The 25661-nt window shown below is 65.5% G+C and carries 33 protein-coding genes; 16 read left to right on the top strand and 17 right to left on the bottom strand.

Annotation, left to right across the window (positions count from 1 at the left end):
- Nucleotides 1-21: 21 nt before the first annotated feature.
- The 3 genes from leuC (at nucleotide 22) to M9979_RS14010 (ending at nucleotide 3172) form a co-directional block, all read left to right on the top strand.
- The gene (leuC, locus tag M9979_RS14020; RefSeq protein WP_254289982.1) at nucleotides 22-1461 is read left to right on the top strand and encodes a 3-isopropylmalate dehydratase large subunit; all 1440 of its coding nucleotides are present in this window, start codon (nucleotides 22-24) and stop codon (nucleotides 1459-1461) included.
- A 120-nt stretch (nucleotides 1462-1581) separates the two neighbouring features.
- Entirely contained in the window at nucleotides 1582-2211 is a 630-nt protein-coding gene (leuD, locus tag M9979_RS14015) for a 3-isopropylmalate dehydratase small subunit (RefSeq protein WP_254289981.1), read from the top strand.
- Entirely contained in the window at nucleotides 2174-3172 is a 999-nt protein-coding gene (locus M9979_RS14010) for an NADPH:quinone oxidoreductase family protein (RefSeq protein ID WP_254289980.1), read from the top strand. Before leuD ends, M9979_RS14010 begins: the two co-directional genes overlap by 38 nt.
- A 20-nt stretch (nucleotides 3173-3192) precedes the next feature.
- Here M9979_RS14010 and M9979_RS17265 read toward each other — a convergent pair whose 3' ends face one another.
- Nucleotides 3193-3327, bottom strand: a complete 135-nt coding sequence (locus M9979_RS17265) for a hypothetical protein (protein WP_277998572.1) — start codon at nucleotides 3325-3327, stop codon at nucleotides 3193-3195.
- A gap of 238 nt (nucleotides 3328-3565) precedes the next feature.
- Here M9979_RS17265 and M9979_RS14005 point away from each other — a divergent pair, with 238 nt between their 5' ends.
- Genes M9979_RS14005 through grxD form a run of 3 tightly spaced genes read left to right on the top strand, consistent with a single transcriptional unit; the run spans nucleotide 3566 to nucleotide 4462 of the window.
- On the top strand, nucleotides 3566-3889 hold the full coding sequence (locus M9979_RS14005) for a DUF1476 domain-containing protein (RefSeq protein ID WP_254289979.1): 324 nt from the start codon (nucleotides 3566-3568) through the stop codon (nucleotides 3887-3889).
- A 5-nt stretch (nucleotides 3890-3894) separates the two neighbouring features.
- Entirely contained in the window at nucleotides 3895-4125 is a 231-nt protein-coding gene (locus tag M9979_RS14000) for a BolA family protein (protein ID WP_254289978.1), read from the top strand.
- A gap of 10 nt (nucleotides 4126-4135) precedes the next feature.
- Complete coding sequence (gene grxD / locus M9979_RS13995) at nucleotides 4136-4462, top strand: Grx4 family monothiol glutaredoxin (RefSeq protein ID WP_254289977.1); 327 nt, start codon at nucleotides 4136-4138, stop codon at nucleotides 4460-4462.
- Nucleotides 4463-4953: 491 nt separating this feature from the next.
- On the opposite strand, the gene M9979_RS13990 is transcribed toward grxD, so the two are convergent.
- The 14 genes from M9979_RS13990 to M9979_RS13925 all read right to left on the bottom strand — a co-directional run bounded on the left by M9979_RS13990 (nucleotide 4954) and on the right by M9979_RS13925 (nucleotide 16464).
- Nucleotides 4954-5397: a phage tail assembly protein gene (locus M9979_RS13990; RefSeq protein ID WP_254289976.1), complete on the bottom strand. Its 444-nt coding sequence runs from the start codon at nucleotides 5395-5397 to the stop codon at nucleotides 4954-4956.
- A gap of 36 nt (nucleotides 5398-5433) precedes the next feature.
- Nucleotides 5434-6939, bottom strand: a complete 1506-nt coding sequence (locus M9979_RS13985) for a tape measure protein (RefSeq protein WP_254289975.1) — start codon at nucleotides 6937-6939, stop codon at nucleotides 5434-5436.
- 143 nt (nucleotides 6940-7082) lie between these two features.
- Nucleotides 7083-7349, bottom strand: coding sequence for a phage tail assembly protein (locus tag M9979_RS13980; RefSeq protein ID WP_254289974.1), 267 nt, complete (start codon nucleotides 7347-7349; stop codon nucleotides 7083-7085).
- 21 nt (nucleotides 7350-7370) lie between these two features.
- Nucleotides 7371-7961, bottom strand: a complete 591-nt coding sequence (locus M9979_RS13975) for a hypothetical protein (RefSeq protein WP_254289973.1) — start codon at nucleotides 7959-7961, stop codon at nucleotides 7371-7373.
- A 69-nt stretch (nucleotides 7962-8030) separates the two neighbouring features.
- Entirely contained in the window at nucleotides 8031-9620 is a 1590-nt protein-coding gene (locus M9979_RS13970) for a phage protease (RefSeq protein WP_254289972.1), read from the bottom strand.
- Nucleotides 9620-10102, bottom strand: coding sequence for a hypothetical protein (locus M9979_RS13965; RefSeq protein ID WP_254289971.1), 483 nt, complete (start codon nucleotides 10100-10102; stop codon nucleotides 9620-9622). Before M9979_RS13965 ends, M9979_RS13970 begins: the two co-directional genes overlap by 1 nt.
- Entirely contained in the window at nucleotides 10099-11691 is a 1593-nt protein-coding gene (locus M9979_RS13960; RefSeq protein ID WP_254289970.1) for a DUF935 domain-containing protein, read from the bottom strand. Before M9979_RS13960 ends, M9979_RS13965 begins: the two co-directional genes overlap by 4 nt.
- Nucleotides 11692-11734: 43 nt before the next feature.
- Nucleotides 11735-12328 carry a hypothetical protein gene (locus M9979_RS13955; RefSeq protein ID WP_254289969.1) on the bottom strand — a complete coding sequence of 198 codons (594 nt, stop codon included), beginning with the start codon at nucleotides 12326-12328 and terminating at the stop codon, nucleotides 11735-11737.
- Nucleotides 12329-12496: 168 nt separating this feature from the next.
- Nucleotides 12497-12883: a hypothetical protein gene (locus M9979_RS13950; RefSeq protein WP_254289968.1), complete on the bottom strand. Its 387-nt coding sequence runs from the start codon at nucleotides 12881-12883 to the stop codon at nucleotides 12497-12499.
- Nucleotides 12880-13062 carry a hypothetical protein gene (locus tag M9979_RS13945; RefSeq protein WP_254289967.1) on the bottom strand — a complete coding sequence of 61 codons (183 nt, stop codon included), beginning with the start codon at nucleotides 13060-13062 and terminating at the stop codon, nucleotides 12880-12882. The genes M9979_RS13950 and M9979_RS13945 overlap by 4 nt, the downstream gene beginning before the upstream one ends.
- Complete coding sequence (locus M9979_RS13940) at nucleotides 13059-13343, bottom strand: hypothetical protein (protein WP_254289966.1); 285 nt, start codon at nucleotides 13341-13343, stop codon at nucleotides 13059-13061. The genes M9979_RS13945 and M9979_RS13940 overlap by 4 nt, the downstream gene beginning before the upstream one ends.
- Nucleotides 13344-13419: 76 nt before the next feature.
- A complete protein-coding gene (locus M9979_RS13935) occupies nucleotides 13420-14229 on the bottom strand; it encodes an AAA family ATPase (RefSeq protein ID WP_254289965.1) in 810 nt (269 codons plus the stop codon).
- Nucleotides 14210-16213 carry a Mu transposase C-terminal domain-containing protein gene (locus M9979_RS13930; RefSeq protein WP_254289964.1) on the bottom strand — a complete coding sequence of 668 codons (2004 nt, stop codon included), beginning with the start codon at nucleotides 16211-16213 and terminating at the stop codon, nucleotides 14210-14212. Before M9979_RS13930 ends, M9979_RS13935 begins: the two co-directional genes overlap by 20 nt.
- Nucleotides 16210-16464 (bottom strand): hypothetical protein, encoded by a 255-nt coding sequence (locus M9979_RS13925; RefSeq protein ID WP_254289963.1) that lies wholly within the window; start codon nucleotides 16462-16464, stop codon nucleotides 16210-16212. Before M9979_RS13925 ends, M9979_RS13930 begins: the two co-directional genes overlap by 4 nt.
- Before the next feature lie 18 nt (nucleotides 16465-16482).
- Here M9979_RS13925 and M9979_RS13920 point away from each other — a divergent pair, with 18 nt between their 5' ends.
- The 7 genes from M9979_RS13920 (at nucleotide 16483) to nadA (ending at nucleotide 22748) form a co-directional block, all read left to right on the top strand.
- Nucleotides 16483-17001, top strand: coding sequence for a hypothetical protein (locus tag M9979_RS13920; RefSeq protein WP_254289962.1), 519 nt, complete (start codon nucleotides 16483-16485; stop codon nucleotides 16999-17001).
- Nucleotides 17002-17298: 297 nt separating this feature from the next.
- Nucleotides 17299-17667, top strand: a complete 369-nt coding sequence (locus M9979_RS13915; RefSeq protein WP_254289961.1) for a BlaI/MecI/CopY family transcriptional regulator — start codon at nucleotides 17299-17301, stop codon at nucleotides 17665-17667.
- Nucleotides 17664-19220, top strand: coding sequence for a M56 family metallopeptidase (locus M9979_RS13910; RefSeq protein WP_254289960.1), 1557 nt, complete (start codon nucleotides 17664-17666; stop codon nucleotides 19218-19220). Before M9979_RS13915 ends, M9979_RS13910 begins: the two co-directional genes overlap by 4 nt.
- 74 nt (nucleotides 19221-19294) lie before the next feature.
- Nucleotides 19295-20152: an MBL fold metallo-hydrolase gene (locus M9979_RS13905; protein WP_254289959.1), complete on the top strand. Its 858-nt coding sequence runs from the start codon at nucleotides 19295-19297 to the stop codon at nucleotides 20150-20152.
- Nucleotides 20134-20868, top strand: a complete 735-nt coding sequence (locus tag M9979_RS13900; RefSeq protein ID WP_254289958.1) for a DUF4230 domain-containing protein — start codon at nucleotides 20134-20136, stop codon at nucleotides 20866-20868. Before M9979_RS13905 ends, M9979_RS13900 begins: the two co-directional genes overlap by 19 nt.
- A 67-nt stretch (nucleotides 20869-20935) precedes the next feature.
- On the top strand, nucleotides 20936-21703 hold the full coding sequence (locus tag M9979_RS13895; protein WP_254289957.1) for a hypothetical protein: 768 nt from the start codon (nucleotides 20936-20938) through the stop codon (nucleotides 21701-21703).
- Between the two features lie 31 nt (nucleotides 21704-21734).
- Nucleotides 21735-22748, top strand: a complete 1014-nt coding sequence (gene nadA / locus M9979_RS13890) for a quinolinate synthase NadA (protein WP_254289956.1) — start codon at nucleotides 21735-21737, stop codon at nucleotides 22746-22748.
- Between the two features lie 30 nt (nucleotides 22749-22778).
- Here nadA and M9979_RS13885 read toward each other — a convergent pair whose 3' ends face one another.
- Nucleotides 22779-22928 (bottom strand): hypothetical protein, encoded by a 150-nt coding sequence (locus M9979_RS13885; RefSeq protein ID WP_254289955.1) that lies wholly within the window; start codon nucleotides 22926-22928, stop codon nucleotides 22779-22781.
- A gap of 80 nt (nucleotides 22929-23008) precedes the next feature.
- On the opposite strand from M9979_RS13885, the gene nadC reads away from it, so the two are divergent.
- From nadC to M9979_RS13870, 3 genes are all read left to right on the top strand, one after another.
- Nucleotides 23009-23854, top strand: coding sequence for a carboxylating nicotinate-nucleotide diphosphorylase (gene nadC, locus M9979_RS13880; protein WP_254289954.1), 846 nt, complete (start codon nucleotides 23009-23011; stop codon nucleotides 23852-23854).
- Nucleotides 23855-23922: 68 nt separating this feature from the next.
- A complete protein-coding gene (locus M9979_RS13875) occupies nucleotides 23923-24372 on the top strand; it encodes a hypothetical protein (protein ID WP_254289953.1) in 450 nt (149 codons plus the stop codon).
- Entirely contained in the window at nucleotides 24369-25082 is a 714-nt protein-coding gene (locus tag M9979_RS13870) for a ribonuclease T2 family protein (protein WP_254289952.1), read from the top strand. The genes M9979_RS13875 and M9979_RS13870 overlap by 4 nt, the downstream gene beginning before the upstream one ends.
- A gap of 125 nt (nucleotides 25083-25207) precedes the next feature.
- On the opposite strand, the gene M9979_RS13865 is transcribed toward M9979_RS13870, so the two are convergent.
- Complete coding sequence (locus M9979_RS13865; RefSeq protein ID WP_254290019.1) at nucleotides 25208-25612, bottom strand: DUF4112 domain-containing protein; 405 nt, start codon at nucleotides 25610-25612, stop codon at nucleotides 25208-25210.
- Between the last annotated feature and the right edge of the window lie 49 nt (nucleotides 25613-25661).

Genomic DNA, 25661 nt, shown 5'->3' with positions numbered 1-25661 from the left:
CTACGCTAGAGGCGCATCATTATGGCTTCCCGACCGCAAACGCTGTACGAAAAGATCTGGACCGCGCACGTCGTCGAACGGCGCGATGACGGTACCTGCCTCATCTATATCGACCGGCACCTCGTTCATGAGGTGACGAGCCCGCAGGCGTTCGAGGGGCTGCGCGTCGCCGGCCGCCGCGTGCGCCGGCCCGAGCTGACGCTCGCGGTGCCCGATCACAATCTGCCGACGACGCCCCGCGTCGATGCCGCCGGGCGGTTGTTGCCGATCGCCGATCCCGAAAGCGCGCAGCAGCTCGACGCGCTGCGGCGGAACACCGCGGAATTCGGCGTCGATTATATCGACGCGACCGCGGCGGAGCAGGGGATCGTCCATGTCGTCGGGCCCGAGCTCGGCTTCACGCTGCCCGGCACGACATTGGTGTGCGGCGACAGCCATACCTCGACGCATGGCGCATTGGGTGCGCTCGCGTTCGGCATCGGCACCAGCGAGGTCGAGCATGTGCTCGCGACGCAGACGCTGCTGCTCAGCCAGTCGAAGACGATGGAGATCCGCGTCGACGGCACGCTGGGCTTCGGCGTCAGCCCCAAGGACGTGATTCTCGCGATCATGGGTCGCGTCGGCGCAGCGGGCGGCACCGGCCATGTCTTCGAATATACCGGCGAGGTGGTGCGCGGCATGTCGATCGAGGGGCGGATGACGCTCGCCAACATGTCGATCGAGGGCGGCGCGCGATCGGGCCTCGTCGCGCCCGACGAGACGACCTTCGCCTATCTGAAGGGCCGGCCGATGGCGCCGCAGGGCGAGGCCTGGGACAAGGCCGTGGCTTGGTGGCGCAGCCTCGCCAGCGATTCCGGCGCGACGTACGACAAAGTCGTGCGCCTCGACGCGACCGATATCGCGCCGTCGCTGACCTGGGGCACCAGCCCCGAGGACGTCGTGCCGATCACCGGCGTTGTGCCCGAACCCGACAGCTTCGCCGATCCCGCCAAGCGCGCCGCCGCGCAGCGCAGCCTCGATTACATGGGCCTGACGCCCGGCACCGCGATGCAGGACGTGGCGGTCCAGCACGTCTTCATCGGCAGCTGCACCAACAGCCGGATCGAGGATCTGCGCGCCGCCGCGGCGGTCGCCGACGGGCGCCGCGTCGCCGATGGCGTGCGCGCGATGGTCGTGCCCGGATCGGGGCTCGTCAAGCGGCAGGCGGAGGCCGAGGGGCTCGACCGCGTGTTCGTCTCCGCGGGCTTCGAATGGCGCGAGCCGGGCTGTTCGATGTGCCTCGCGATGAACCCGGACAAGGTGCCTGCGGGGGAACGGTGCGCGTCCACGTCGAACCGGAATTTCGTGGGTCGACAAGGACCTGGCGCGCGCACACATCTGGTGTCGCCGGCGATGGCGGCGGCGGCGGCGGTGACCGGGCGACTGGCCGACGTACGTGATCTGATGGGAGCGAAACTGTGAAGAAGGTCCTGGTCCTGCTGGTCGCGGGCGCGATGATGAGCGGCGTAGCGGCCTATGTCGCGGGCGCGCGCACGCTGGCCCAGTCGGCGAAGACGTCGGCCAAGACGCCACGCTGATCCGATGCAGCCCGTCACCAGCGTCAGCGGCACCGCCTATCCCTGGGGTGCCAAGAATATCGACACCGACATCATCATCCCGGCGCATTGGCTGAAGACGATCACCCGCGTCGGGCTGGGGCGCGGCGCGTTCGAGACGGTGCGGGCGCAGGCCGGCAACGTCTTCGACGATCCGCGCTACGCCGGCGCGCCGATCCTGATCGCGGGCGACAATTTCGGTTGCGGGTCGAGCCGCGAACATGCCGCCTGGGCGCTCGCCGACATGGGGGTAAGGGCGGTGATCGCGCCGAGCTTCTCCGACATCTTCTCAGGGAACGCCTTCAAGAACGGCATCGTCCCCGTCGTGCTGCCGCAGGAGGCGGTCGACCGGCTGGTCGAGGTCGCCAAGGACCAGCCGGTCACCGTCGATCTCGAAACGATGACGGTGACCACCCCGTATCAGGACCGCTTCACCTTCGAACTCGACCCGTTTCGCCGCCAGTGCCTGATGCAGGGGCTGGACGAGATCGGGCTGACGATGGCAAAGGATACCGCGATTTCGAAATTCGAAGGCGCGGTGGACGAACACCGCCCCTGGATCGGGAGCAGGAGCGGATATGCGAGCATTGCTGTCAACGGCGCCGGGCGGACCTGAAACACTGGAGCTGACGGATCTGCCCGATCCGACGCCCGCCAGGGGACAGGTGCTGATCGCCGTCGAAGCGTGCGCGATCAACTATCCCGACGTCCTCATCATCGAGGATAAATACCAGTTCAAGCCGCCGCGGCCCTTCGCGCCGGGCGGCGAGATCGCCGGCACGATCGAGGGCGTCGGCGAAGGCGTCACCGACTGGCAGGTCGGCGACCGCGTGATGGGTGTTGTCGGCCATGGCGGGCTCGCCACCAGAATCGTCACCGACGGCGCGCGGCTCTATCGCCTGCCCGAGGAGCGCAGCTTCGCCGAGGGTGCGGCGCTGATCCTCACCTATGGCACGACGATCCACGCGCTGCTCGACCGCGGGCATCTGAAGGCGGGGCAATCGCTGCTGGTGCTCGGCGCGGCGGGCGGCGTCGGCCTTGCCGCGATCGAGCTCGGCAAGGCCTATGGCGCGCGCGTCGTCGCGGCGGTGTCGTCGGAAGAGAAAGCGGCGGCGGCGAAAACTGCAGGTGCCGACGAGACGATCATCTATGGCCGCGCGCCGTTCGACAAGGATCAGTCGAAGGCGCTCGCCGAACAGTTCAAGGCGGCGGGCGGGCGCGGCGGGTTCGACGTCATCTACGATCCGGTCGGCGGCGATTATGCCGAGCCGGCGCTGCGATCGATCGGGTGGGAGGGGCGCTATCTGGTCGTCGGTTTCCCCGCGGGTATCCCGAAGCTTCCGCTCAACCTGACGCTTCTCAAGAGTTGCGATGTATGCGGAGTCTTCTGGGGTGCGTTCGCCGCGCGTGATCCACAGGCCAATGCCGCGCATGTCGAGGAACTGTTCCGCCTGTGGCGGGAGGGAAGGATCGCGCCGCGCGTCACCGAGACCTTCGCGTTCGATCGCGGCGGGGATGCCATCGCCAAGATGGCGGCGCGTGCCGCGATCGGGAAATTGGTGGTCGAGGTCGGCTGACGCCGGCCCCTTCCAGCCGGTCAGCGGACGGCGAAGAACACCGCCAGGATCATCGCCCACAGCAGCAGCGAAATCGCCGTGCCGATCATCACGCCGGTCAGCGGCGTCGCGCGCGCGGCGCGGATGATGGGGGGAGAACCGGCGGTGGCGGTCATTTTCATCATGATCCTTCTCCGAGCGGCCGATCGTTGCGTCGTACCGCATATTCAATATCGCATGTCGGAGTTAATTGTTCCCCAACGGCCGTCAAGCGCTTCCATAGAACGCATGCTCGAAACGGCGCTTTGCCGATGAGGGGAAGCCCGGAGCGGCGCAAAGCGGCAATGCGTTGCGCCGGGGCAGGGCGGCACCTATGTCATGGCGGATGCCAGACCAGATGGGGGACAGCCGGCGATGACCATGTTCGACGATCGCGAACGCGCCCATGAGGCACAGTTCGCGCGCGAGGAGGAGATGGCGTTCCGCATCACCGCGCGGCGCAACCGCCTGCTCGGCCAATGGGCCGCGGTGCAGATGGGCCTGACCCCCGAAGAGACCGATTCCTATGCGAAGGCGGTCGTCCAGGCCGATTTCGAGGAAGCCGGCGACGAGGACGTCGTCCGTAAGCTGTTCGGCGACCTGACCGCCGCCGGGGTCGATACCGACGACGGCACCGTGCGCCGCGCGCTCGCCGAAAAGGCGATCGAGGCGCGTCGTCAGCTGCTGCAGTCGGAATAGCCGCGATGCCGATGGCCGCCGACGACATCGCCGCGCTGATCCGCGCCGCCATCCCCGATGCGGAGGTCGAGATCACCGACCTCGCCGGGGACGGCGATCATTATGCCGCCCGCGTCGTGTCGGCGAGCTTTGCCGGACTGCCGCTGCGCAAGCAGCACCAGGCGGTCTATGCGGCGCTCGGCGACCGGATGGGCGGCGAACTCCACGCCTTGCAACTCAAGACCGCTGCCGCCTGAGGATATACCGATGACCGACGATACCAACGCCCGCATCGACGAGGTCGTGAAGAGCAACCCCGTCGTCCTGTTCATGAAGGGCAGCCCGCTGTTCCCGCAATGCGGCTTTTCCAGCCGTGCGATCGCGATCCTCGACCATCTCGGGGTCGAATATAAGAGCGTCGACGTGCTGCAGGATCAGGGCATCCGCCAGGGCATCAAGGCCTATTCGGACTGGCCGACGATCCCGCAGCTGTACGTCGGCGGCGAATTCGTCGGCGGATCGGACATCATGATGGAGATGTACGAGAGCGGCGAGCTAGCGACGCTGTTGAAGGGTCAAGCCGCCGCCGGCTGATACGCAGCCATCGCCGGACGGATCACGACCTCGGGGCCTGCGGGAGCCGGGGTCGTTTTGCGTCTGCCTTCCAGTGGGTTGGCCGGGTGCGGGTGGGCCTGCGCGAGACTTGGAAGCGACCGGCCCACCCTGCTGAAGCGTCGAACGCTCGGCTGCTTGGCGACGATGCAGCGCGCGTGCCATTTCGGGTGTATCGCGGTTATGCTGGGGTTCGGTGGTTAACGGCCGTTGGCGCGCGATGAGATATGTAAGGTAATCCGACGATTTCGCCGTCGTTTCTTTCGCGTGCAAATCTACGCGCCGGACGATGGCCCATTTCCTCCGTCACCCCGGACTTGTTCCGGGGTCCACTCTGCGGCGAGGCGAACAGCATGAGCTCGTAGCGATGCGCGTGCGGGTCGGTGGACCCCGGATAGAGTGAGTCATAGAGACTGGCACTGGCGCTGGTGAGGCGGGATTAGGTGCGACCAAGTGGGACAATGTGGGACGGACTAAGGCGCTGGTGATAGCGCTGGGTCGAGGAACCAGCCTGACGGAAGCCCCATTCGATCGCTGGCCCTTGAGAGGCTCCTAAGAGCTGCCTGAGACGCCCTTTCAAAATCGCACAGATCGAGCCGCTTTACTTGGGCGATCGTCAGGCCGGATAGCGCCGCTACCGCCTGCACCAGCAACTTGACCGGTTGTCCCCGATACCGATCGAGTATCATCATCTGGTCTGGCGTCGGCTGCCGCAGAACGATGCTGCTGATGCTGTCTTCGCGGCGTTCGCCGTGCGCGCCGCTCAGTACGACACGGATCGGGGTAGTCAGATCAAAGCCAATGTCCAAGGCGCTATCAGGCAGCATGGGCATTCGGATTGCTCTGGTGGCGAGTATCACCACGATGTCTTGTGCTCGAAAGCCTAGACCGGACGTCCGCAACGGCTCGTGGCTCACCAAGCGATATACTGTCGTTTAGAGCGGTTGCCAACATCAGGCCGCACCACCCATGGCACGACCCCGATTTACGTTGAGCGTTGTCCCGGACGGCGCCGTCATACCTTGCACACGAGCGTTTCGCGCGCCGTCACCCTTCAACTGGATATCCAAGGTGAGCTTCTGCGGCTTGGGGTCGCTCGGTCGCTGAGACGATCCGTCGCGTCCTCCCGGTCTTCCCCAGGGTACCGGAATAGGCCGCGCCTTACGTTGCTCGACTGGCCAGATAACCTGACTGCCCCGTCTCTGCACCTGTGAATGCCCATATTGCGCGCGGTCGAGGCGGTCGAGGTCGCGGCGAGCGGAGGCCTTCTCCGACGCGCTAGACGCTCCGATACCTGTCCCCCAAATGCCGTTGTTCTGAACGATCATGTTCAGTTGGCGTCGGGTGACATCGTTCTGCCAATTGGACCAGGCGGAAGCGGCTTTTCCAATCCACCCGACGACGTTGATGAAGCCGTCGGCGATCGCGGCGATACCCCGCGCCACTGCGGCCCAATCGGTGCTGCGTATAAATCCTTCCGCCGTGTCCCACAACTTCACCAGCGCATCCGACGCGGCTTGTGCCCATCGGTCAAGCCGGCCGTCGTCGGCAACCTTGTTGGTCCAGTCGAGTATGCCGCTGATACTGTTTTTCAGTCGGTCGAAGATGCCTCGACCGGCGACGTTGAGTTCGAAGCCGGTGATCGTATCCATGAGGTTGCGCCACATGCCGACGAGCGTCTTCGATTGTTTGGCCATGCTACCGCCGGCCCGATCGTCCATGATCTCGAGCAAGGCATCCCGAATGGCGGACGCATCCTTTTTAACGGTGCGCGTGATCGACTTTCCGGCCTTGTCGAAATAAGTCAGTGAAGCCGTTGCACCCTTGGTCGATCCTTTAATGCCCAGATCGAGCAGGCGCTCCCACTGGCCGTTCATCCCGTCGCCCACCGCAAGGACGGTATCGAGCAAGTCCTTGTTCATACTGCTGGCGGCATCGCCGATGCTGGTCATGGCACCGTGGAAGGGGTCGATGCCGTTATTCTTCGCGGCGATGAATGCCGCGGTCACCTGATCGAGTTCGTAGGGCGTGTCCTTGGCGAACTTCTGGACGAATTTCATGGCGTCTTTCGCCTTCTGAGCCGATCCCAGCAGCGTTTCGAACTGGATCTGATACTGTTCGAATTTCGCCGCGTTCTCGATCAAGCCGCGACCGAACGCGAAGATGCCCGCTACCGCGCCAGCGCCAAGAGCGCCTGCGCCGATCGCAGTGAAGCGTAGCGCATTACGCGCCAACGATCCAATAGCGGCGCTGGCCCTTTCCGCACCGATCGTCGTGCGATTGAAGGCGCTGGGCAGGCGGACGGCGCTACCGTGAACGCGAGCAAGGGCCTGTGCGGCGGGCGTCGCGGCATGGTCGAGACGCCCCACACCCCGCGCGAGTTCGCCGGTGCTCTGAGCGGCTTGCTTGGTCGGCCCGCTCCACCGATCGACAGCCTGAAGAACGAGTGAAAGTTTCATCGACTATTCTTCACCAGCATCACGCTTTCGAATCCGATCGAGCTGATCGAGCCACATTCGAGCCTCAGGCCATGTCAGGCCCAGTAATTCCGATGGAGGCCATCCGAACTGCTGGGCCAGCTCACTGAGGCATTCCTGCCAATTCAGGGGCCATTGCCGATCCCATTCATTGCAATCTCCCCCAGGGGGGCGATGTCCTCCGCGTCCAGCATTTTCACCGTTGCGGGCAGGAGCAGGTGGTTGGTGCTCAGGCGCCCAATCATCTCGATCGTCAACGCCATCGGGCGATCACGATACTCGTCGAGGATGAGAAGGTCGGCACCCGTAGGACGCCGCAGGGTGACCTCCCGCACGGTTTCGTCACCAATCGTAACGGGATACTTGAGAATGTGAGTACGATTACCGCTCATGTTCAGTCCTTCTGATCGGGCTTATTTCCACTCCAAAGGTTTTTGCCGCTTGGCTTCCGGCGGCGGCAACAGTCCCTTGGATCGCAATTTGTTGCGAGCCTTGTATACCTCGGTCGATGTCACACCGAGGATCGAAGCACTTTCCTTGGTGCTTAGCCCATCTAGAGCATGCTCCAACAGAACTGTTCGATCATAGCCTGGATTGTCATCGTCTAGCGGAGGAAGAATTCCCGCCTTTCGCAACTCAGATCGGATTTGATAGACACGCCGTTCGGTGCAGCCGAGCTTTCGAGCGGTTTCTATGACTAGAACTCCGTTAAGGGCGTCGGAGGCGGCTATTTCATTTTTGTGGCGCCAGCCCTTGTTCGGTCCCAGGGGGATCGATTTGATGTAAACCCCATGGAGTTCCCCTGCCACCGCGCGAGCCTGTTCGAGGCCGATTGCGTCGCAAAGCGGATGATCCGGTCCAAGCGTGTCGGCGGCTGGGATATAAATCGAAAGCCCCCCGAAGCGCGCCCATACCCGATCGCGGCATTCAGCCCCGAAGAGGCGTTCTGTCGTTTCGAGCAAGCCGAACTCGCCATCCCACTCATCATCGTCCCCAACATCCATGCCGCCGCTCTTTTCGAAAAGATGCGTGCTGATTGCCCGCCGCGCGCGCGCACGGGCACCTGACGCGTGTCATGACAGGCTCTCCGCCGCGATCGGCGGAAGGTCGAGGGTGGGGCTATTGTCGAGGCCGGCGCCTACGATGCGAGTGACCGCGCCAGAGGGATCATGCAGAAAACGCGGGATGAGATAGCGATATTCGCGCGCATTGATGGCTATGGTCGCATCGGATGTCCAGTTGACCACGGCCCAAATGCCGTCGTCGCGGACTTCCATCGTCAGGATATTGCCAGCGGGGACGAACGGTCGCTTGGGCGCCCGAACCGACTGGTGATCGTAGTCGATCGTCAGCCCGCGCGTGCCGAGAGCTGCGAAGGTCGATCGAACTATGGCGTCGGCCTGCGCGCGATCGCGGATCGTGAATGTGCCGGTCCCATTGCGAGCGGTCCAGGCGCCGTATGGAGGGAAGAGCTGCACCAAACGCTTGCCGCGTCGATCTATCGGCATGGCACTGACGCCCATTGGTAGACCGGCGGCGGTCGCCGGCCGATCCGCGAAAAAGCGCCAGCCTGAACGGCCGAATTCTACCGTGATGCCCGCCCCGGTGTAGCGGCGGACGAGGGCGGATGCGCCGTTGCGGACGGTGGTCCATTGCCAACTGATTCGCGCGGGTGAAACGATCGCCGTCGCGGCGGCTGCCAGGAGGCGAAGGTCGGCGGGATTGGGCAGCACCAGCCGGCCGTCCTGTTCGAACAGAGCAAGCGATACCGGCAAAGGCCAGCCATCCTTGTCGATGAAGACCTTGCCCCTTCGCGCATCGGCGGCCGAGATGTCGAACTTCGCGAAAAATGGGGTCAGAGCGCCAGAGGAGCCGCCGCTGGCAGCGGACGCGACGCTTGCGCCATCATCGCCGAGCAGCCGTGCGGGCGTGATGCCGGCGAGCGGGGCCTTGCCGACATTGTAGCTCCATCCCGGATCGATGCCGCGCTCGATCTGACTGACCTCGCCCGTGCGCTTGTTCAGATACGATACCTTGGGGAAGCTCGTCGGCTCTTCCGTGATGTGCCAACCGTTCTTGTCGAGCTGGCGTTGATTGTAGGCGACGGCCGTGCATTTGCAGCCCCACCCGCATGGGCCGTAATGCGTATCCCACCATGGATCATCGACCGGCTTGATTGTTCCGTCCCAAGCGACATGCTCCGGCCGGGCGTTCCGGGACGCGTCGGAGTGAATGTATCGCAGGAACGGGAATGCTGTCTTCTGACGTTCCAGGCGCTCCCATCGGCCCGTCTGATAGGCGGTTCGAAGGTTGATGTTGAAGATGGTTTCGAGACGCTTGGGGCTGCCCAGTTGAACCGTCTTCGCTTCCGCCGTGAGCGGGTCGATCATCGTCTTGCGACCCCACCAGCCCAGTTCCTGGAGCTTCGGCGTCAACTCGCGGCGAAAGGTGTCTAGCGTGGTCCCGTCGGCGATCGCCTGATCGACGGCGTCGCGGATGGTTTCAAGGATGTCGCGGGTCATGGCCTTGGCAACGGTGAAGGCACGCGCATGCTCCTCCTGCCAGACATCTTGCCAGGAGAACGACGGGGTGAACCCCTTGCGCCGAAAATAGTCGAGCGCCTCTTTCGGCGGTGCGACCGGGATATCGAGATCGTCGGCCATCAACTGGCGAGCAGCTGGAGACCGACGCGAAGGCTGATCGGAGTACCGTCCGCCAGCGTGACGATCGCCGGCGGGGTCCAGCGTCGGCCGCGATAGGCGACGGTCGACGAGCGGATCGGCAAGAAACCCGGCACGACCGCGATCAGCCGGTGCCGGCCGAGTTGCGCGAGACAAGCGTTGACGGTGGCCTGCGCCGCCCGCGTGTAGTGCGCACGGCGGACGATCGCGCCATCGGCGCCGGCCACCTCATGCAGCACGGTCGCCTTCTCGCCGCCATCGAGCGAGATCATGCCGTCGCGCAGGCGGATCGCGTCATGCTGGCCCATCTCGCTGCCCGCCTCGACCAGCAGGCCGATCGGCGATCCATCCGGCCGGTGATCCAGCCGCGGCGCGTCGATCGCAGCGATCGCCATCCGCCCGTCCGCCGCGCGGTACGGGGCGGCATTCGGCCGGGCGAAGGTGAAGGTCGTGGCGAAGCTCACGCGACACCGCGCCCAGCGATGTCACCGGCGGTGCGCGCGGCGAACGCCGCCTGTGACAGCCGCTCGACGATCTGATCGACGCTCATCCCGTCGAGCGCGCTGGCGATTTGATCGCGCAAGCCCTCCAGGCTGGTTGCACGATCGAACACCTCCCGAACCGGATCGAGCACCGGCGCCATCAGCCGCTCCCAATCGTCCAGCGCATCGTCCGCCGCGACATCGACGGCGTCGCGATCGACGCGATCGGCCGCGTCGGCGGTCGCCGCGCGTTCGCTCCGGCGCCCCATGCCCGATTCAGAAGGCAGAGAAGGCGCTAAGAGGGCAGTCGGTGCGAGCCGAGGGGAGATTTTACCTGTAAGGGCCTCAGGGGCGCCCACAGGGGCAGGACGAAGGATGCGACCACCGGGCTTCGGCTTTGGCAAGCCGGCGCGGTCAATGATCGCATCAGCGTCGATCTCGGCACCTAGTGGCACCAGCGCCGTCACGGCGTCCGTCAGCGCCTTCACGTCGATCGGATTGGGCCTGCCGATGCGGATGCGCGGATAGCGGCGGCGGACGCCGCGGTTGAGCATGACGATCGGCTTGACCAGCTGATCGTTCAGTGTCGCGGCAATCAGAACCGCGTCGGCGGTTTCGATGTCCTTGCGGACGCCGTCATGCACCTTGTTGCCACCATCGCCGATGCCGCCCGGCTTGGTGTCCGTGGTCCCGGTCTGACCCAGCACGGCCTTCGATACCTGGCTGTCGCAGAAATTCGCCTTGGCGAGCCACAAGTCGGCGGGTGCGGTTCCTGCCTTGCCGTCAACGAAGTCCACCTGCATCGTCTTGGGGAAGACGGCGGCGGCATCCGATCCGAGGTCGGCAAGCGCGGCCATGAGCTTGGCGATATTCGCCTCGCTCTCCCCATTGTCATACCTCCCGATCCGCAGCGGCATGCCGTATGTTTCAAGAAAGGCGACCCAATCCTTGATCGCGTAGTTCTTGAACATGTACGACCAGGCCACAGCGCGGGCCAAGCCGCCACGAATGGGCAAGCCCGACTTGGCGGGGTGCACGTGAACGATGAATTTGGCGGCCGGCAACGGTTCAGGCGTCGCGAAATCACGTAGCATCAACGTCTGGCCATCGACGCGATCGAATTCGAAGAAGCGGGGATCGCGCCATTTGAGGCGAGCCGGGAGCCACGCGTCTGCCGTGAATTCCCAGACGATCTCGGTGGCGCTGAAGCCCTTGCCCACGGCGTCGAGGATGTTGAACAGTTCCGGTTGCAGCATGTCGCGATCGAGCCAGTCGCGGACCAGCTGCGCGTCCGCCTTCGCCTCGGCATCCTCGCCAGCTGCGATCACTTCGACCGGCAACTGCGATACCTGGCGCTTTCGGGTGCCCAGCACCGATAGATAATGGAGGTCCTTTTCCTCCATCTCTTCCGCCAGTTCGAGGTAAGAGACCGCGTTGCCCTGTTCTGCGCTGCGCAGGATGCTGGCAAGCCTCTGCGGAGTCAGGCCTTGCGCGGGATGACCTGACACGATGTTGCGGACGCCGATGCTATCTGGACCTGCTATCTCACGCGACAGCAGGTCCGGGCGCATGGGCTGTCCGTTCGGCCACACCAGCGGCGGCGATGTCACGGGATCAAAGCTCGCCGGCGACGGCGCGGCGGGTGTCGCCCAGCGCGGCGTTCAGTTCCGTGCGCTTGGTCCTGAGCGCTGCGATCTCCTGCTCGACCTTTCGCAGCGCTGCGTCCCGGTCAGCCCTGTGCGTGCCGTGCCGGGCCTCCGGGTGAAGTTCGTCCACTAGCGCCGGGATTTCCTGCTCGATCCGATCGTGCAGGAAATAGCTCAGCGCCGCCGTGTTGATCTCGATCGGCTGGTTGCGCGCGCGGGCAGCCGCGTCCCATGACGTCATCGCGCTGGTGTCGAGCTGCTTCGACGGGATCGTGAGCACGTCGATCTGCGCGCGGGGATCGACCATCCTGTCCTCCGCGAAAGCGGTGGCGACACCGAACTTGGCGGCTAGGTGGGATCGAAGCTGATGCCGGTAGGCAGCGGTGCTGGCGTCGAGGCCGCGCTTGTAAACCGCGATGATGTCGTCGGTATGCGGGGCCAGTTGACGCAGCCGATTGCGTTCGATCTCCAGCGTGGTGATCTGGTTATCGACTTCCGCAATCTGCGCGCGGATGCCGCCAACAAGGTTGCGGATGGTGGCGGTGGCTTCGGATACGGACATGTCATGCTCCATCGGGGGAAAGCGCGCGCTTCCGATGGCTGTTCACCCGATCCACGGAAGCGCGCTGGCGCCAACAGGCCTGACCCGAATTGGAGGAGCCGAATTCAAACCAGATGGCGTTGATGGAGCTATGAGGCCGGCACCGAGGTTGGCGGACCCTGACCCGTGTCAGGTGCGCGGATCATCGGCAAAAAGGTCGGGCTGTCGGTAATCGTCCTCTTCGCGCAGCAGGCGATAGACATGGCGTTCCGAATAGGCTGTTTCGCGTGCGATCTGCACGATTGTCAATGAGCGCGATTTCAGGTCGAGGACGCGCGCCCGTCGCTCGGGTTGCTTGGGGATCGCGAGCGTGCCGCCGCCTGCCCAGGCGGCGAGCTGATCGGCAGCAGCGCGGCCGATCGCAGAGCAGATGGGGTGATGGTCGCCGATCGCGCGGGGAACGTAGAGGCTGGTGCCGCCGAATTGGCGGGCGAGGGCACGGGCCGCAGTCTCGCCGGTCACGCCGACGATCTCGTCCATGGCATCCTGCCCGGCGACCCGGCGAGGCGGCTTCACGCAGCCACGTCCAGGATAAGCGATGCATCCGCCACGATGGCGGTTGCATCGACCAACGGCGCAGCGACGGGCGGGACGCGTACCGTGCGCGGCGGCACCCAACGTGCCATCTGTAAAGGACGATCGGCAAGGAAGCGGGCGAGGCGTGCGCTGTAGCGCGGCAGTGAAACAGTCATCATGCCTGTCCGTGGCTGCTGGCGTAGCGGTGCTTATCGGCCGCATCCAAGGCATCCACGATCCCGCCCAGCTTGCCGACGTAAGCGAGAAGCGACAACGTTGCAGCTGCCACGCCGTCTTCATTCACTGTTCCATTTGAAGGATGAACGACCAAGTCGTGAATGGTTTCCAGCATCTTGCCGATGTGCAGCAGTCCCAAATCGAGGTCCGCTGCGACCAAGCCAATATCGATCGAAGAATTATGGCCAAGGCGATGATCGATAACTTTATCAATGAATGCCATGATTAATACCCCTAACAAACATGGTGAATTTACCAGCGCGTAGGAATGCGACCGCCACGATGGCGGGCGCATCGGATCAGACGTTGAGGATGTTGCGGACCATCTCTCCGGTGACAGGTCCGTCGCCAGCGCGACGGCGAAAGAAGGAGGCTTGTCTCTCCGCATATCTCAGATCGCGGGGACGGCCAGGTGACGAGAAATATCGCAGGAATTCCGCGATTGCGCCGGGGTCGGTTATTCCTCGAGATTGGAGAAACAGCGACAGATCGCTGTCCCCGAGATTCGCATATTGAAGGAATTCTTGAAACAGGAGGCGGCTTCTCACCGCGCCCGAGAGCACGCTTTCACCAGACGCATCCTCCTGAAGTGCAAATTCATTGTTCCCGACGAATATTAGTCCAACGGGGAATGGCGTAGTGGTGCGGTCACTGTCGTTCCAGAACCGCAGCATCTCGATCGCTTCGCGGGAGAGGTATTGCGCTTCGTCGAAGATGAACGTGAATTGGGCTGTATCGTCCCGGTCCCATGTCACCGAACGATAGTGATTAAGCATATTGTATATGCTACGACGCAATATCCAATGCGAGTTGGGGTGATTTACCTCACGGTAGTTGAGTAGTGTGGACAGTGACTCAAGAACCATCTGCATCACCATGATGCATGTGGCGCCCTTCTTCGTCGAGGCTGGTTCAACCTTCACGACAGCGACGCCGAATTCGATCTCTTTGACGAAAGCGTCGATGGCCCACGTTTTTCCGACACCCCAAGGGCCGGAAATAACGCTGATACCGCATTCTTCATGCGTCAGCCCAAGACGTGATCGCATCAGGCGCGCGATCGACGTTTCGACGAAAGGACGTGCCTCGTCAGGCGCGCTTGGGCGCATACCAGCTCTCCAATTCTTCAGTCAGCGCATTCTGGCGCGCGACACGTTTCTCAACTTCGGTCGGACCCGAGAGTTTTGCTTGGGCCCCGGCCTTCCATGCCGTTCCCATTTCTTCCGCCTGGGACGAGGCAATCACGTCCATGATCGGGGCGGGCGCGGCGGCGGTCGGGAGTGCCACGACGCGTTCGCCGGCCCTCGCGCGCATGTTGCGGGCAGGATCGATCGCGGGCAGCGCCTGACGCATGTCGCGGACGCGGCGGCGGTCCTGGGACTGCGATCGGGCAGCCGAGATGGCGCCGTCGTGCATGCCGGGGGCGTAGAATTGCTCCGCTTGGAGGTAGGCCCAGTCGCCGCCGGGAATCTTGACCAACGGGTCCGCATCGCGCCGATAGGACACTGCGATGGACACGCGGCGACCGTTCGGTAATTCCGGGTGGCGGTAGCGGACGCCGTTGATCGAGATCGCGCCGCGATCGACGGTGCGCTCCATGAATTCCGCGAAGTGCGCGTCCAGGGACAGGAGGTCGATCGTCGTGGCGCGATGGCCACTGGCGGCGAAGATTTCCCGTGGCGCACGGCCGGCGAAAGGGCCGGATGCGATCGCCTGATCCTCGAAGTCGGCGATACGAAAGCGCACCTCGGCTTCGAATTCGTCGTGGCCGTGCGGGTAGGGTTTCGTCTTCTTGCCGAGGTCGGGGCGGCGCGCCTTCATCCGGTCGCCGCCGACATAGCCGAGCATCTGGGAAAAGACCGCGCGGTCCAATTCGGAGAATCGGCTTTCGATAGGCTTGGACGCGCCTGAATAGGGCTTGGCCTTCACGACCGTCTTGAGGCCCGATGAAGTAATCATGTCGAGCAGGGGCTTGACGGTTTCGAGTTTGAAGTTCTCCGATCCGTTGTCCATGTAGATGCGCTCGGGCAGGCCCCATTCGGGGTCCGCTACCATCGCGATGAATGCTTGGATGACGTGTTCCTGACGGACGCCGCGTTCATCCTTCGTCGGAAACACGAAGTAGACGAACATGCGCTTCGTTCCGCTGTCCATGAAGGCAATCATCTTGGGATGAACCTGACTACCGTCAGGGCGGGTGACGAGTACGTCGAGATGCTTCACGTCCAGGACGACTTCCTGCATCGGTCGCCACTGGCTGTTGTCGCGACGGATGCGCGTCTTGCCGTCGTCCCAGGCCTTGCGGTTGTGGGCATATTCGTCGACCTCGCGATAGTGCTGCACGGCCATCACGGCGCGTTGCGAGAGCACGACAGCGGACTTGGGCAACTGGATGCCGGCATCGGCGAGTTCAATGCGAAGCGCCGTCTGGACCTCCAGTCGCACGCGCTTCCACCCAGCGCGTTGCGCCGCCGACGCCCACCATCCCATCAGCAGTTGATCGCGGCGCTCGCCCCAGTGGGGCAACTGGCGCGGATCGTGACCGCCATCGAGGTAGGCGCGATCGAATTCACGACTGACCCACACGCGACGCTCACCGGCGTCTGACGGGCGCTTTCGTCCTAGGCGGGTCAGGTCGTAGTCCGCCGCCTCGTATTCTGAAACGAAGCGCTGCAACGTGCGCAGTGCCAGCCCAGGACGCACGGCGGCTTTTATCGCCACCGCTCGTGCCGCCGATCCGCGCGGATGTTTCAGCGCCGGCGTGATCGCGGCGAGCAGCAGTTCGATCCGATCGCCTTGCGATGCGCGCGGCATGGGGCGAGGGGTGATGTCGATGCACGCCGGCACGCCCGCCGCTAGGCTGACGTTTGTGTTGCTAAGCGTCTTCTGAATGGCCTCTGGAAGGCTGCTTAGAAGGACTTCATATCGTCTGCCGGCATTGCCTCCACGCCCGTCGATAACACGGACATGCAGTGCCGCGCCGCGCCATGCGACGCCGCGCGTAGAGGACACCGCCGCCTTCAACGCGGCCCGGCGAGATATGCCTGCCGCCAGCGCCATCTCGGGCATCGTCAGCCAACGACCGTTCGTCACGCGAAGTTCTTCCCCTCAACGAGGTTGAGGAGCCGCAATATGGCGCCTTCCGGGACCAATCGGCGCCGACGCCATTGCGCAACGGCCGTCTTTCCTTTGCCAAGGAAAGCAGCCAGCTCGGCATCGGTTTCGCAGCGGGCGAGCCGTTTCATCTGAACGATCGCGTCGCCGCATTCAGATGCCGTGATTGCGGAATGGTCCTGGGGTGAGACAGGCCGGATAGGCAAAGGGTGGTTGGCCATTTTCAGCATCTCATTTACGGTCCACGAATGATGACCGCAGATGACATGAAAAACAGCAATTTGCAATCATCAATGTCGCTTATTCAGCCGCCGTTCGATCCCGAAGGCGTACCCGCCTATCTTGACGCTGCTGCTCGTGCGCTCGGGGCTCCCTCTGATGCGGGTCTTGCTAGGACAATGGGTGTTCGCCCTCACATCATTGCCAATTGGCGACGGCGCAAGGCAGTTCCTGAAAGCTATTGCGGATGGTTCCGATCGACTCTCGTAGAGAAGATCGGGACCTATAATACCACCTTGCCGGATGTTAGCTTAGAAGCTCGTGCGGCTGTTGTATTGCTTATTGCGGAGACGCGAGGCGATCCCGTTCGAGCAGGATCGTCAGCCGCTATCGCTGCGGGCTTAGGTCTTGGAGGACTGCTCGCCTTGGCCCAGTTCTTGGTTGATTTGGGGGCTGGTTGGGAAAGCGAGCGGCTGGTGGCGTTGATGCTTCCCCTAATGAGTCAGTTTCGGCAAGCGGACCAGCTTAGGTATGCGCTGGTGCGATAGCGGTGGGTTCTCCAACGAGTTCCCCAATCGGTTCTCCAACTTGCTGAAAGGTGGCGCTCACGAGTGCGCCTGATTGGGGAACCGCTTGCGACACAGATAGGCACCGAAATGAGGGCATAACGGCGGAAAAATGCCGTTTCGAGAGTGCCGGCTAGGCGTTTGGGGAACCGGCGCTGCTGCCAATCTCTATGGCCCGCTCCACGGAACAAGTCCGGGGTGACGGGGGCGGGAAAACCACCTCTTGACTACACGCGTAATCGGAGCGATTACATGCGTAGTTGAAGAGGGAGCACGAGCGTGGCCGAACGGATCAGCGATGCCGAACATGCGGTGATGGAGGTGCTGTGGGACGAGGCGCCGCTCACCGCGCAGGACGTGGCGGAGCGGGTCGACCCGACCCGCGGCTGGAGCGCCAACACGGTCAAGACGCTGCTCGGGCGGCTGCTCGCCAAGACGGCGATCGCGCACGAAGAGGACGGCCGGCGCTACCTCTATCGCCCGCTCGTCGCGCGCGACGATTACGTGTCGGGCGAATCGAAGCGGCTGATCGACCGGCTGTTCGGCGGCAAGCTGACGCCGCTGGTCGCGCACCTCGCCGAGCGCGACGAACTGACCGCGCAGGACATCGCCGAGATCGAGGCGCTGCTGAAGGACCTCAAACAGTGAGCGCGGCGCTGTCGGGCGCCACCGCCGGGTGGCTGGTCGAGGCGCTGATCGCCTCGACGCTGCTGATGGCGCTGGTGCTGCTCGTCCGCCGGCCGGTGCGCAACGCGTTCGGGGCGCAGGTCGGCTATCTGCTGTGGGCGCTGCCGCTGCTGCGCCTGTTGCTGCCACCGCTGCCCGATGCGTGGCGGCAGGTGGCGGTGACGCCGATCTCCAGGGCGAGCGAGACGATCACCATCTTCGTGTCCGACGCTGGCGTCGCCGACGCCGCCGCGCCGGTCGCGGCGGCGCCGTCGATCGGGCTGATCGTCGGCGCATTGTGGGCCGCGGGCGCGCTCGGTTTCCTGATCTGGCATCTGACCAGCCACACGCGCTTCTGTCGCCGCCTGCTCGGCACCGCGGCGCGGATCGAGGACCTGCGCGGCGTGCGCGTCATCGCCAGCGATGCGGCGCCCGGGCCGCTCGCCTTCGGCGTGCTGCGCCGCTACGTCGCCTTTCCGCTCGACTTCGCCGATCGCTACGACGCCGACGAGCGCGAACTCGCGCTGGCGCACGAGATCGGCCACCACCAGCGCGGCGACCTGATCGCCAACTGGATCGCGCTCGCCGTGCTGGCGGTCCATTGGTTCAATCCCGTCGCCTGGCGCGCGTTCCGCGCCTTCCGCGCCGATCAGGAGCTGGCCAACGACGCCCGCGTCCTCGCCGGCCGATCGGTGATCGACCGCCACGCTTATGCCTGCGCCATCGTCAAGGCGGCGCACGGCGGCGCGGTGTCGGCCGCCTGCCACTTGCACACCATCGACGATCTGAAAGGGAGAATCCGCATGCTGTCCACCTCGCCGCACTCGCGCCGCCGCCTCGCCGCGGGTGGTGCGCTCGTCTCGACGCTGGTCCTCGCCGGCCTCGGCCTCACCGCCTCGGGCACCAGCGCCGCCGCCGCGCTGAGCGATACGGTCGGCAAGACCGTCGGCATCGACCTGCAGGCCGCGCCGCCCGTTCCGCCGGTGCCGCCCGTGCCGGTGACGCCCGTCGGCACGCCGCAGCCCCCCGCGGCGCCGGCAGCCCCCGCCGCACCGGGCGTCCATGGCGACAAGGTCCATCGCGTCGTCATCAAGCGCGTCGACAAGGACGGCAAGATCAGCACCTATACCTCGTCCGCCGACGGCCAGTTCGACGATCGCGACATCCAGTTGCTCGTCGACCGCTCGCTCGCCGCGGCGCCCGAGGTCCGCGAGCGGCGCTGCGCCGATGGCAAGGACGGCGGACCGCGCCAGATCGTCGTCGGCGGCGACAAGCCGGACAAGGACGGCAAGCGCATCATGGTGATCTGCACCAACCGCATCGAGGCGGTCGCCAACCGCTCCGTCACGTCGATCGACACCGTGAAGATCCGCCGCGATGCGATGGCCACCGCGCTCGCCAGTGTCACCGCCTCGCGCGCCGACATCGCCGCGAACCGCGACATGCCGGCGGCCGATCGCAGCAAGGCATTGGCCGAAATGGACGAGGCGCTGGCCGAATTGCGCGCCGAAATGGCGTCGCCCGACAAGGACTGACGATGGGGTGGCGGCCTCCCTTTGCGGGAGGTCGCCCCTTGCGTTCGCGGCCGCAGCACGCCACATCGGACCCAATGGCCGCGCATCCGACCGGTATCCCGATCCAGCTCGAGCCGCTCGTCACCCGCGTGCTCGCGCCCAATCCCTCGCCCTACACCTACAGCGGGACGCAGACGCACGTCGTCGGCACGACCGATCTGGCGGTGATCGACCCGGGCCCGGACGACCCTGTGCATCTCGCCGCGCTGCTCGCTACGATCGCCGGGCGACCGGTCGCCGCGATCGTCATCACGCATCATCATCGCGACCACAGCCCGGCCAGCCGCCCGCTCGCCGCCGCAACCGGTGCGCCGATCGTCGGCCCGGTCGCGTTCCATGTCGGCGATGACGGCCCGCGTGCCGACGCCGCCTTCGACGCGGATTACGCACCCGATCGCGTACTGGCCGAAGGCGATACGGTCGCCGGCGACGGCTGGACGCTGGAGGCGGTCGCGACGCCCGGCCATACCTCGAACCATCTCGCTTATGCGCTGTGCGAGAGCGGCGCCTTGTTCTCCGGCGATCACGTCATGGGCTGGGCGACCAGCGTCGTGTCGCCGCCCGACGGCGACATGGGCGATTACATGGCGAGCCTCGACAAGCTGCTCGCCCGCGACGACCGCATCTATTATCCCGGCCACGGCGAGGCGGTCGAGACGCCGCGGCGGCTGGTGCGCGGCATGCTCGGCCACCGCAAGCAGCGCGAGGGGCAGATCCTGCGGCTGCTCGGCGAGGGCGCGCAGCCGCTCGCGGCGATGACCGCGCGGATGTACGTCGGCCTCGACCCGCGGTTGCTCGGCGCGGCGGAGCGATCGGTGCTGGCGCACCTCTACGACCTGCGTCGGCGGGGACTGGCAAGCGAGGAGGGCCCGGCATGGCGGAGCGCGACGTGAACGATCCCGCACCGGTGCGCGTGGCCTCGACCACCGGATCGTTCCTGGGCAAGGCGGCGGGGATCATCATCCTGCTCGGGCTTGCCGTGCTGGTCGGCCTGTGGGGCGTGCAGCGCTACGTCGAGCGCCGCCTGTCGCCCGACCCCACCACCGTCGCCAACGCCAGTCTGGAAGGGCTGCGCGAACAGAACCGCCTGTCCGCCTTCGCGGCGCGCTTCGTCGCGGTCAGCACCTCGCGCCAGTCGCAGCTCGGCCTGTCGACCGAAAAGACCCTCATCATGCCCGGCCTCGTCCGCTACGAGGTCGATCTCGGCAAGCTGACCCAGGCCGACGTCGCTTGGGATGCGGACACCAACACGCTGTCGGTGCGCCTGCCGGGAATCGAGCTCGACGGGCCGCAGGTCGATCTGACCGCGATCCGCGAATATGGCAGCGGCGGCATCCTGTCGCGGCTGACCGATGCGGAGACGCAGCTCGATTCGGCCAACCGCCGCGCCGGGCAGGCCGAACTGGTCCGCCAGGCGCGCGACGCGACACCGATGAAGCTCGCCAAGGACGCGACGCGGCGTGCGGTGGAAAGCAGCTTCGCGATGCCGCTGCGCGCCGCCGGGATCGACGCGCAGGTCAAGGTCCGCTTCGCCGACGATCCCGTAGCATCGACCGAGCGCTGGGACTCCAGCCGATCGCTGCAGGAGGTGCTCGGCAACGCGCGTTGATCGCCGCCGCCGGTTGCGATAGGTTCCTCGTCGTCACATCCGGGGGGATATCGACATGGCGACAACGATGACGGCGACCTCCACGCAGGTACGCCTGCGCGATCACCGGTTCTTCTTCTGGCTCGCCGTCGCGATGACTGTCGTCATCGTCGCGGGGTTTTCGATGCAGCTGGCGATGGGGCGGTCGAGCTTCGCCGTGCCGGTAAGGCTGCACATCCACGCCGCGGTTTTCTTCGGCTGGACCGCGCTCTACCTGATGCAGAACTGGCTGGTGGCGAGCGGATCGGTGGCGCTGCACCGGCGAATCGGCTGGCTGGGCGCGGGCTGGGCGGTCGCGGTGGTGGTGCTCGGCATCTACATGACGGTGATGATGGTGCGGCGCGGCGGCGCGCCGTTCTTCTTCGTACCGTCCTATTTCCTGTTCATGAACTCGCTGTCGGTGCTCTGCTTCGGGGGGCTGGTCGCGGCCGCGATCCGGTTGCGGCGGCAGACCGCGTGGCACAACCGGCTGATGGCATGCGCGATGGCGGGGCTGACCGGGCCGGCCTGGGGGCGGTTGCTGCCCGCGCCGTTCATGATCCCCTGGGTCGGCTGGGGCGTGTTCGCTGCGGTGATGCTGTTCCCGATCGCCGGCGTCGTCGCGGACCTGCGGACTCGCGGGCGGGTGCATCCCGGCTGGTGGTGGGGGATCGCCGCGCTCACCGTTACACAGGTCGCGATGGACGTCGCGGCGACGAGCGCGCCGGGGCTGGCGCTGTACCGCGCGGCGGTCGCCGGGACCCCGGGCGAGGCGGTCGCGCCGTTATCCTATCCTCCGTTTCCGCCTCTCTCTTGATCGAATGCCGCGACCGGGCCATCTGCGTCGCATGAAACAGCCCACCAACCTCGCCGGCATCGACCTGCGCGCCGAGATCGAGCGCCTCCGCAAGGAGCGCAACGCCGTGATCCTGGCGCATTACTACCAGAAGCCCGAGTTGCAGGACCTTGCCGATTTCGTTGGCGACAGCCTCGACCTCAGTCGCAAGGCGCAGGCGACCGACGCCGACGTCATCGCCTTCTGCGGCGTGCGCTTCATGGCGGAAACGGCGAAGATCCTCAGCCCCGACAAGATCGTCGTGCTGCCCGACATGGACGCCGGTTGTTCATTGGAAGACAGCTGCCCGCCCGACCAGTTCGCCGCGTTCCGCGCCGCGCACCCCGATCATATCGCGCTGACCTACATCAACTGTTCGACCGAGGTGAAGGCGCTCAGCGACGTCATCGTCACCTCCTCGTCCGCCGAGACGATCCTCGCGCAACTGCCGCGCGACCAGAAGATCATCTTCGGCCCCGACCGCAACCTCGGCGGCTATCTCCAGCGCAAGACCGGGCGCGAGCTGCTGCTATGGCCGGGCGTGTGCATCGTGCACGAGGCGTTCAGCGAGACCGAGCTGCTGAAGCTGAAGGCGCAATACCCCGGCGCGCCGGTGGCGGCGCATCCCGAATGCCCGGCGGTGATCCTCGACCATGCCGATTACGTCGGGTCGACGCGTGGTATTCTGGAGTTCGCCAATGCGATGCCGGGCGCCACGCTGATCGTCGCGACCGAGCCGCACATCATCCACCAGATGGAAAAGGCGATGCCGAACAAGGTGTTCATCGGCGCGCCGGGCGCGGACGGCAATTGCAACTGCAACATCTGCCCGTACATGGCGCTCAACACGATGGAAAAGCTCTACGTCGCGTTGCGCGACCTCGAGCCGCGGATCGAAATCGAGGAAGGCCTGCGGGTCCGCGCCAAGAAGAGCCTGGATGCGATGCTGACCATGGCGTCGGCGACGCTGGGGCAGGGGGATCTCGGCCCCGCGCCGGCGATGGCGGTGCCCGTCACCGGCGACTGACTGGCCAGCGCGCGCGGTCGGTGGGGCCGGTCAATGTGCGGTGGTGGTGCCCTGTTCGACGAGCAGGTTCTTGGCTTCGTCGATATGGATGCCGACCATCGTCAGGCCCAGCCGATCAGCCAGTTCCAGCGCGGTCTGCAGGAGCGCGTGCAGCTCCGTCGTGGCCGTCGTATCATCCATGTGCCATTCCCACCCCGTACCGACGCGAAACCACCGATAGCATATTTGGTTCCGCAGTGCAGCAGGATCGTATACACGAAATGAGCTTCGTTCTGGACCGCTTCGATACCGCCGGCTTCATACGCGCGACGCTGGCCGAGGATATGGGCGACGGCGGCGATATCACCTCCGCGGCGGTGATCCCTGCGGAGGCGCGTTTCGCGGGCGTGATGGACACGCGCGAGGCGATCGTCGTCGCCGGGCTTGGCCTCGCCGAGGCCTTCTTCCATGCGCTCGATCCGCAGGCGGTGGTGACCGGGCTGGTCGCCGATGGCGATGCGGTGCCCGCCGGCACCGAATTGCTGCGCATCGAGGGGAATGCGCGTGCGATGCTGACCGCCGAACGGTCGGCGCTCAACACCATCCAGCATCTGTCGGGGATCGCGACGCTGACCCGCGCCTATGTCGATGCGATCGCCGGCACCGGCGCGATCCTGCTCGACACGCGCAAGACGATCCCCGGCCTGCGCGTGCTGGAAAAATATGCGACCCGCACCGGCGGCGCGCAGAACCATCGCATGGGCCTGTGGGATGCGGCGATGATAAAGGACAACCACGTCGCGGTGGCGGGCGGCGTCGCCGCGGCCGTCCAGCGCGCGGTGGATGCGGGGATCGCGCGGATCATCGTCGAGGTCGACCGGATCGACCAGATCGTACCCGCGCTCGACGCAGGCGCGACGCATCTGCTGCTCGACAATATGGCGCCGCCGCTGCTGCGCGAGGCGGTGGCGCTGGTCGACGGCCGCGTGCCGACCGAGGCGTCGGGCGGCGTCCGGCTCGACACGATCCGCGGAATCGCCGACACTGGCGTCACCTATGTCTCGGTCGGGCGGCTGACCCAGTCCGCGCCGGCCGCCGATATCGGGCTGGATTTCGCTTTGGTGTGACGGCGGACGGCTTGCGCGGCGCGGCGGGGCAGCTAGGTTGGCGGACGGTATCAATCCGGGGGACCATCATGGCCAAGCCGCCGTCGATCGCGCGTTTCGAGCAACTCTATTGGGCGTCCGTCATCATCGGGCTCATCAATGCCGCGCTCAACTGGGGGACGACGCAGGCGACGCTGGCGGCCAACCCGCTGTTCGCCAACGCCGGCTGGTTCCTGCCGCTGACGCAGGTGATCGGCCTTGCCATCGCCGTGCTGCTGTGGTTCTTCATCGTCCGCCGGCCCAGCGTGGTGGCGAAATGGGTGCAGGTCGTGTTCGCCGCGTTCGGCGCGTTCGGGCTGCTGTCCGCGCTGTTCCTGCTAGCGACGGGCCGCGCGCCGACCGGCACGCAGCTGATCCTGGGGCTGTTCGCCAACATCCTGTACATCGCCGCCGCGGTGATGCTGTTCCGGCCGGACGCTAGGCTGTGGTTCGGCGAGGGGCTGGGCGAGGACGACGATCTGGACGCGCCGCGGCCATGATCGTCCGGCTGATCGCCGCGGTTGCGGCACTGGCCGTGCCGGCCATCGCGCAGGCGCAAAGCTATCGCTGTTCGGTGCCGGCGACGATCGAGCGGCCGCGGCCCGATCTGCCCAACGATCGCCAGCCGCAGCGATTGCTGCCGATCGGTGGCTATACGCTCGCGATCACCTGGGCCCCGCAATATTGCCACGAGCATGCCCGTGACGCCGCTGCGCGATTCCAGTGCGGCAGCGGCAATCGTTTCGGCTTCACGCTCCACGGGCTGTGGCCCGACGGGATCGGCAAGGACTGGCCGCAATATTGCCAGGCGACGCCGTTGCTGTCGCGCCAGGTGATCGCGCGCAACCTGTGCGCCACGCCCTCGGCGCAGCTATTGCAGCACGAATGGGCGAAGCACGGCACCTGCATGGCGGGCTATCGCCCCGACCGCTATTTCGCGCAGTCGACCGGCCTCTATGCGAAGCTGCGCTACCCCGACATGGACGCATTGTCGCGCGGGGCCCTGACCACGGGTAGACTGGCCGAAGCGGTGGCGCAGGCCAATCCGGGGATGACCGCCGACATGATGCGCGTCACCGCCAACCGGCAGGGCTGGCTCGACGAAATCTGGCTGTGTCTCGACAAGAGCTTCCGCTACCAGCGCTGCCCGGCGCATCAGGGCGGGCTGTCGCCGACCGCGACGGTCAAGATTTGGCGCGGCGTGCGCTGAAGATCTGCGCCTAAACCTAACCCCGTTCGTGCTGAGCCTGTCGAAGCACTCTTTCCGCAACACCCGTACTCGCGGATAGAGGCCCTTCGACAGGCTCGGGGCGAACGGTAGAGCGCGAGATTCCCTTAACCGATGATCGTCGCCGTCGCCGGGTGATGCCGGTCGAGGTGCTTGCGGATGATCTTCAGGTTGCGCGTGTTCGAGCGGAAGAAGAAATCGGGCACCGCGCCGACGAAGGGGATCAGGCCCAGCGCCCAGTCGATCCCGACGTTGCCGAACATCCGCGCCATCTGCACCTTCGACATGCCGAGGTTGCGCGCTTCCCAGACCAGCCACGACCCGATCAGCGCGGCGACCGTCGTGCCGATGACGGGGACGAGGTCGAGCACCACGTCCATGCCGACCTTGCGGCTGGTGCCGGGGATGGTGAACAGCCCCTCCATCACCCGCTCCATCGCCTCCAGCCGGATGCGCACCGACGCCGCATCGCGGCCGATCGGCAGCGAATCGAGCAACGGGCGAACCTGCATCGGGCGGGGGCGATCCGATCGGGTCTGGGCGGATTGGGGACGCATGGTC

The organism is Sphingomonas liriopis, from assembly GCF_024211255.1.
Classification (GTDB): Bacteria; Pseudomonadota; Alphaproteobacteria; order Sphingomonadales; family Sphingomonadaceae; genus Sphingomonas; species Sphingomonas liriopis.
Note: the sequence above shows the minus strand (reverse complement) of the source record. Positions and strands in the feature narration are given on the sequence as shown.

What these genes read in the sequence shown, in the direction of transcription:
- leuC (WP_254289982.1), top strand. Translation starts at nt 22, where the DNA reads ATGGCTTCCCGACCGCAAACGCTGTACGAAAAGATCTGGACCGCGCAC.
- leuD (WP_254289981.1), top strand. Translation starts at nt 1,582, where the DNA reads ATGCAGCCCGTCACCAGCGTCAGCGGCACCGCCTATCCCTGGGGTGCC.
- M9979_RS14010 (WP_254289980.1), top strand. Translation starts at nt 2,174, where the DNA reads ATGCGAGCATTGCTGTCAACGGCGCCGGGCGGACCTGAAACACTGGAG.
- M9979_RS17265 (WP_277998572.1), bottom strand. Translation starts at nt 3,327, where the DNA reads ATGACCGCCACCGCCGGTTCTCCCCCCATCATCCGCGCCGCGCGCGCG.
- M9979_RS14005 (WP_254289979.1), top strand. Translation starts at nt 3,566, where the DNA reads ATGACCATGTTCGACGATCGCGAACGCGCCCATGAGGCACAGTTCGCG.
- M9979_RS14000 (WP_254289978.1), top strand. Translation starts at nt 3,895, where the DNA reads ATGCCGATGGCCGCCGACGACATCGCCGCGCTGATCCGCGCCGCCATC.
- grxD (WP_254289977.1), top strand. Translation starts at nt 4,136, where the DNA reads ATGACCGACGATACCAACGCCCGCATCGACGAGGTCGTGAAGAGCAAC.
- M9979_RS13985 (WP_254289975.1), bottom strand. Translation starts at nt 6,939, where the DNA reads ATGAAACTTTCACTCGTTCTTCAGGCTGTCGATCGGTGGAGCGGGCCG.
- M9979_RS13980 (WP_254289974.1), bottom strand. Translation starts at nt 7,349, where the DNA reads ATGAGCGGTAATCGTACTCACATTCTCAAGTATCCCGTTACGATTGGT.
- M9979_RS13975 (WP_254289973.1), bottom strand. Translation starts at nt 7,961, where the DNA reads ATGGATGTTGGGGACGATGATGAGTGGGATGGCGAGTTCGGCTTGCTC.
- M9979_RS13970 (WP_254289972.1), bottom strand. Translation starts at nt 9,620, where the DNA reads ATGGCCGACGATCTCGATATCCCGGTCGCACCGCCGAAAGAGGCGCTC.
- M9979_RS13960 (WP_254289970.1), bottom strand. Translation starts at nt 11,691, where the DNA reads ATGCGCCCGGACCTGCTGTCGCGTGAGATAGCAGGTCCAGATAGCATC.
- M9979_RS13955 (WP_254289969.1), bottom strand. Translation starts at nt 12,328, where the DNA reads ATGTCCGTATCCGAAGCCACCGCCACCATCCGCAACCTTGTTGGCGGC.
- M9979_RS13945 (WP_254289967.1), bottom strand. Translation starts at nt 13,062, where the DNA reads ATGATGACTGTTTCACTGCCGCGCTACAGCGCACGCCTCGCCCGCTTC.
- M9979_RS13940 (WP_254289966.1), bottom strand. Translation starts at nt 13,343, where the DNA reads ATGGCATTCATTGATAAAGTTATCGATCATCGCCTTGGCCATAATTCT.
- M9979_RS13935 (WP_254289965.1), bottom strand. Translation starts at nt 14,229, where the DNA reads ATGCGCCCAAGCGCGCCTGACGAGGCACGTCCTTTCGTCGAAACGTCG.
- M9979_RS13925 (WP_254289963.1), bottom strand. Translation starts at nt 16,464, where the DNA reads ATGCTGAAAATGGCCAACCACCCTTTGCCTATCCGGCCTGTCTCACCC.
- M9979_RS13920 (WP_254289962.1), top strand. Translation starts at nt 16,483, where the DNA reads ATGATGACCGCAGATGACATGAAAAACAGCAATTTGCAATCATCAATG.
- M9979_RS13905 (WP_254289959.1), top strand. Translation starts at nt 19,295, where the DNA reads ATGGCCGCGCATCCGACCGGTATCCCGATCCAGCTCGAGCCGCTCGTC.
- M9979_RS13900 (WP_254289958.1), top strand. Translation starts at nt 20,134, where the DNA reads ATGGCGGAGCGCGACGTGAACGATCCCGCACCGGTGCGCGTGGCCTCG.
- M9979_RS13895 (WP_254289957.1), top strand. Translation starts at nt 20,936, where the DNA reads ATGACGGCGACCTCCACGCAGGTACGCCTGCGCGATCACCGGTTCTTC.
- nadA (WP_254289956.1), top strand. Translation starts at nt 21,735, where the DNA reads ATGAAACAGCCCACCAACCTCGCCGGCATCGACCTGCGCGCCGAGATC.
- M9979_RS13885 (WP_254289955.1), bottom strand. Translation starts at nt 22,928, where the DNA reads ATGGATGATACGACGGCCACGACGGAGCTGCACGCGCTCCTGCAGACC.
- nadC (WP_254289954.1), top strand. Translation starts at nt 23,009, where the DNA reads ATGAGCTTCGTTCTGGACCGCTTCGATACCGCCGGCTTCATACGCGCG.
- M9979_RS13875 (WP_254289953.1), top strand. Translation starts at nt 23,923, where the DNA reads ATGGCCAAGCCGCCGTCGATCGCGCGTTTCGAGCAACTCTATTGGGCG.
- M9979_RS13870 (WP_254289952.1), top strand. Translation starts at nt 24,369, where the DNA reads ATGATCGTCCGGCTGATCGCCGCGGTTGCGGCACTGGCCGTGCCGGCC.
- M9979_RS13865 (WP_254290019.1), bottom strand. Translation starts at nt 25,612, where the DNA reads ATGCAGGTTCGCCCGTTGCTCGATTCGCTGCCGATCGGCCGCGATGCG.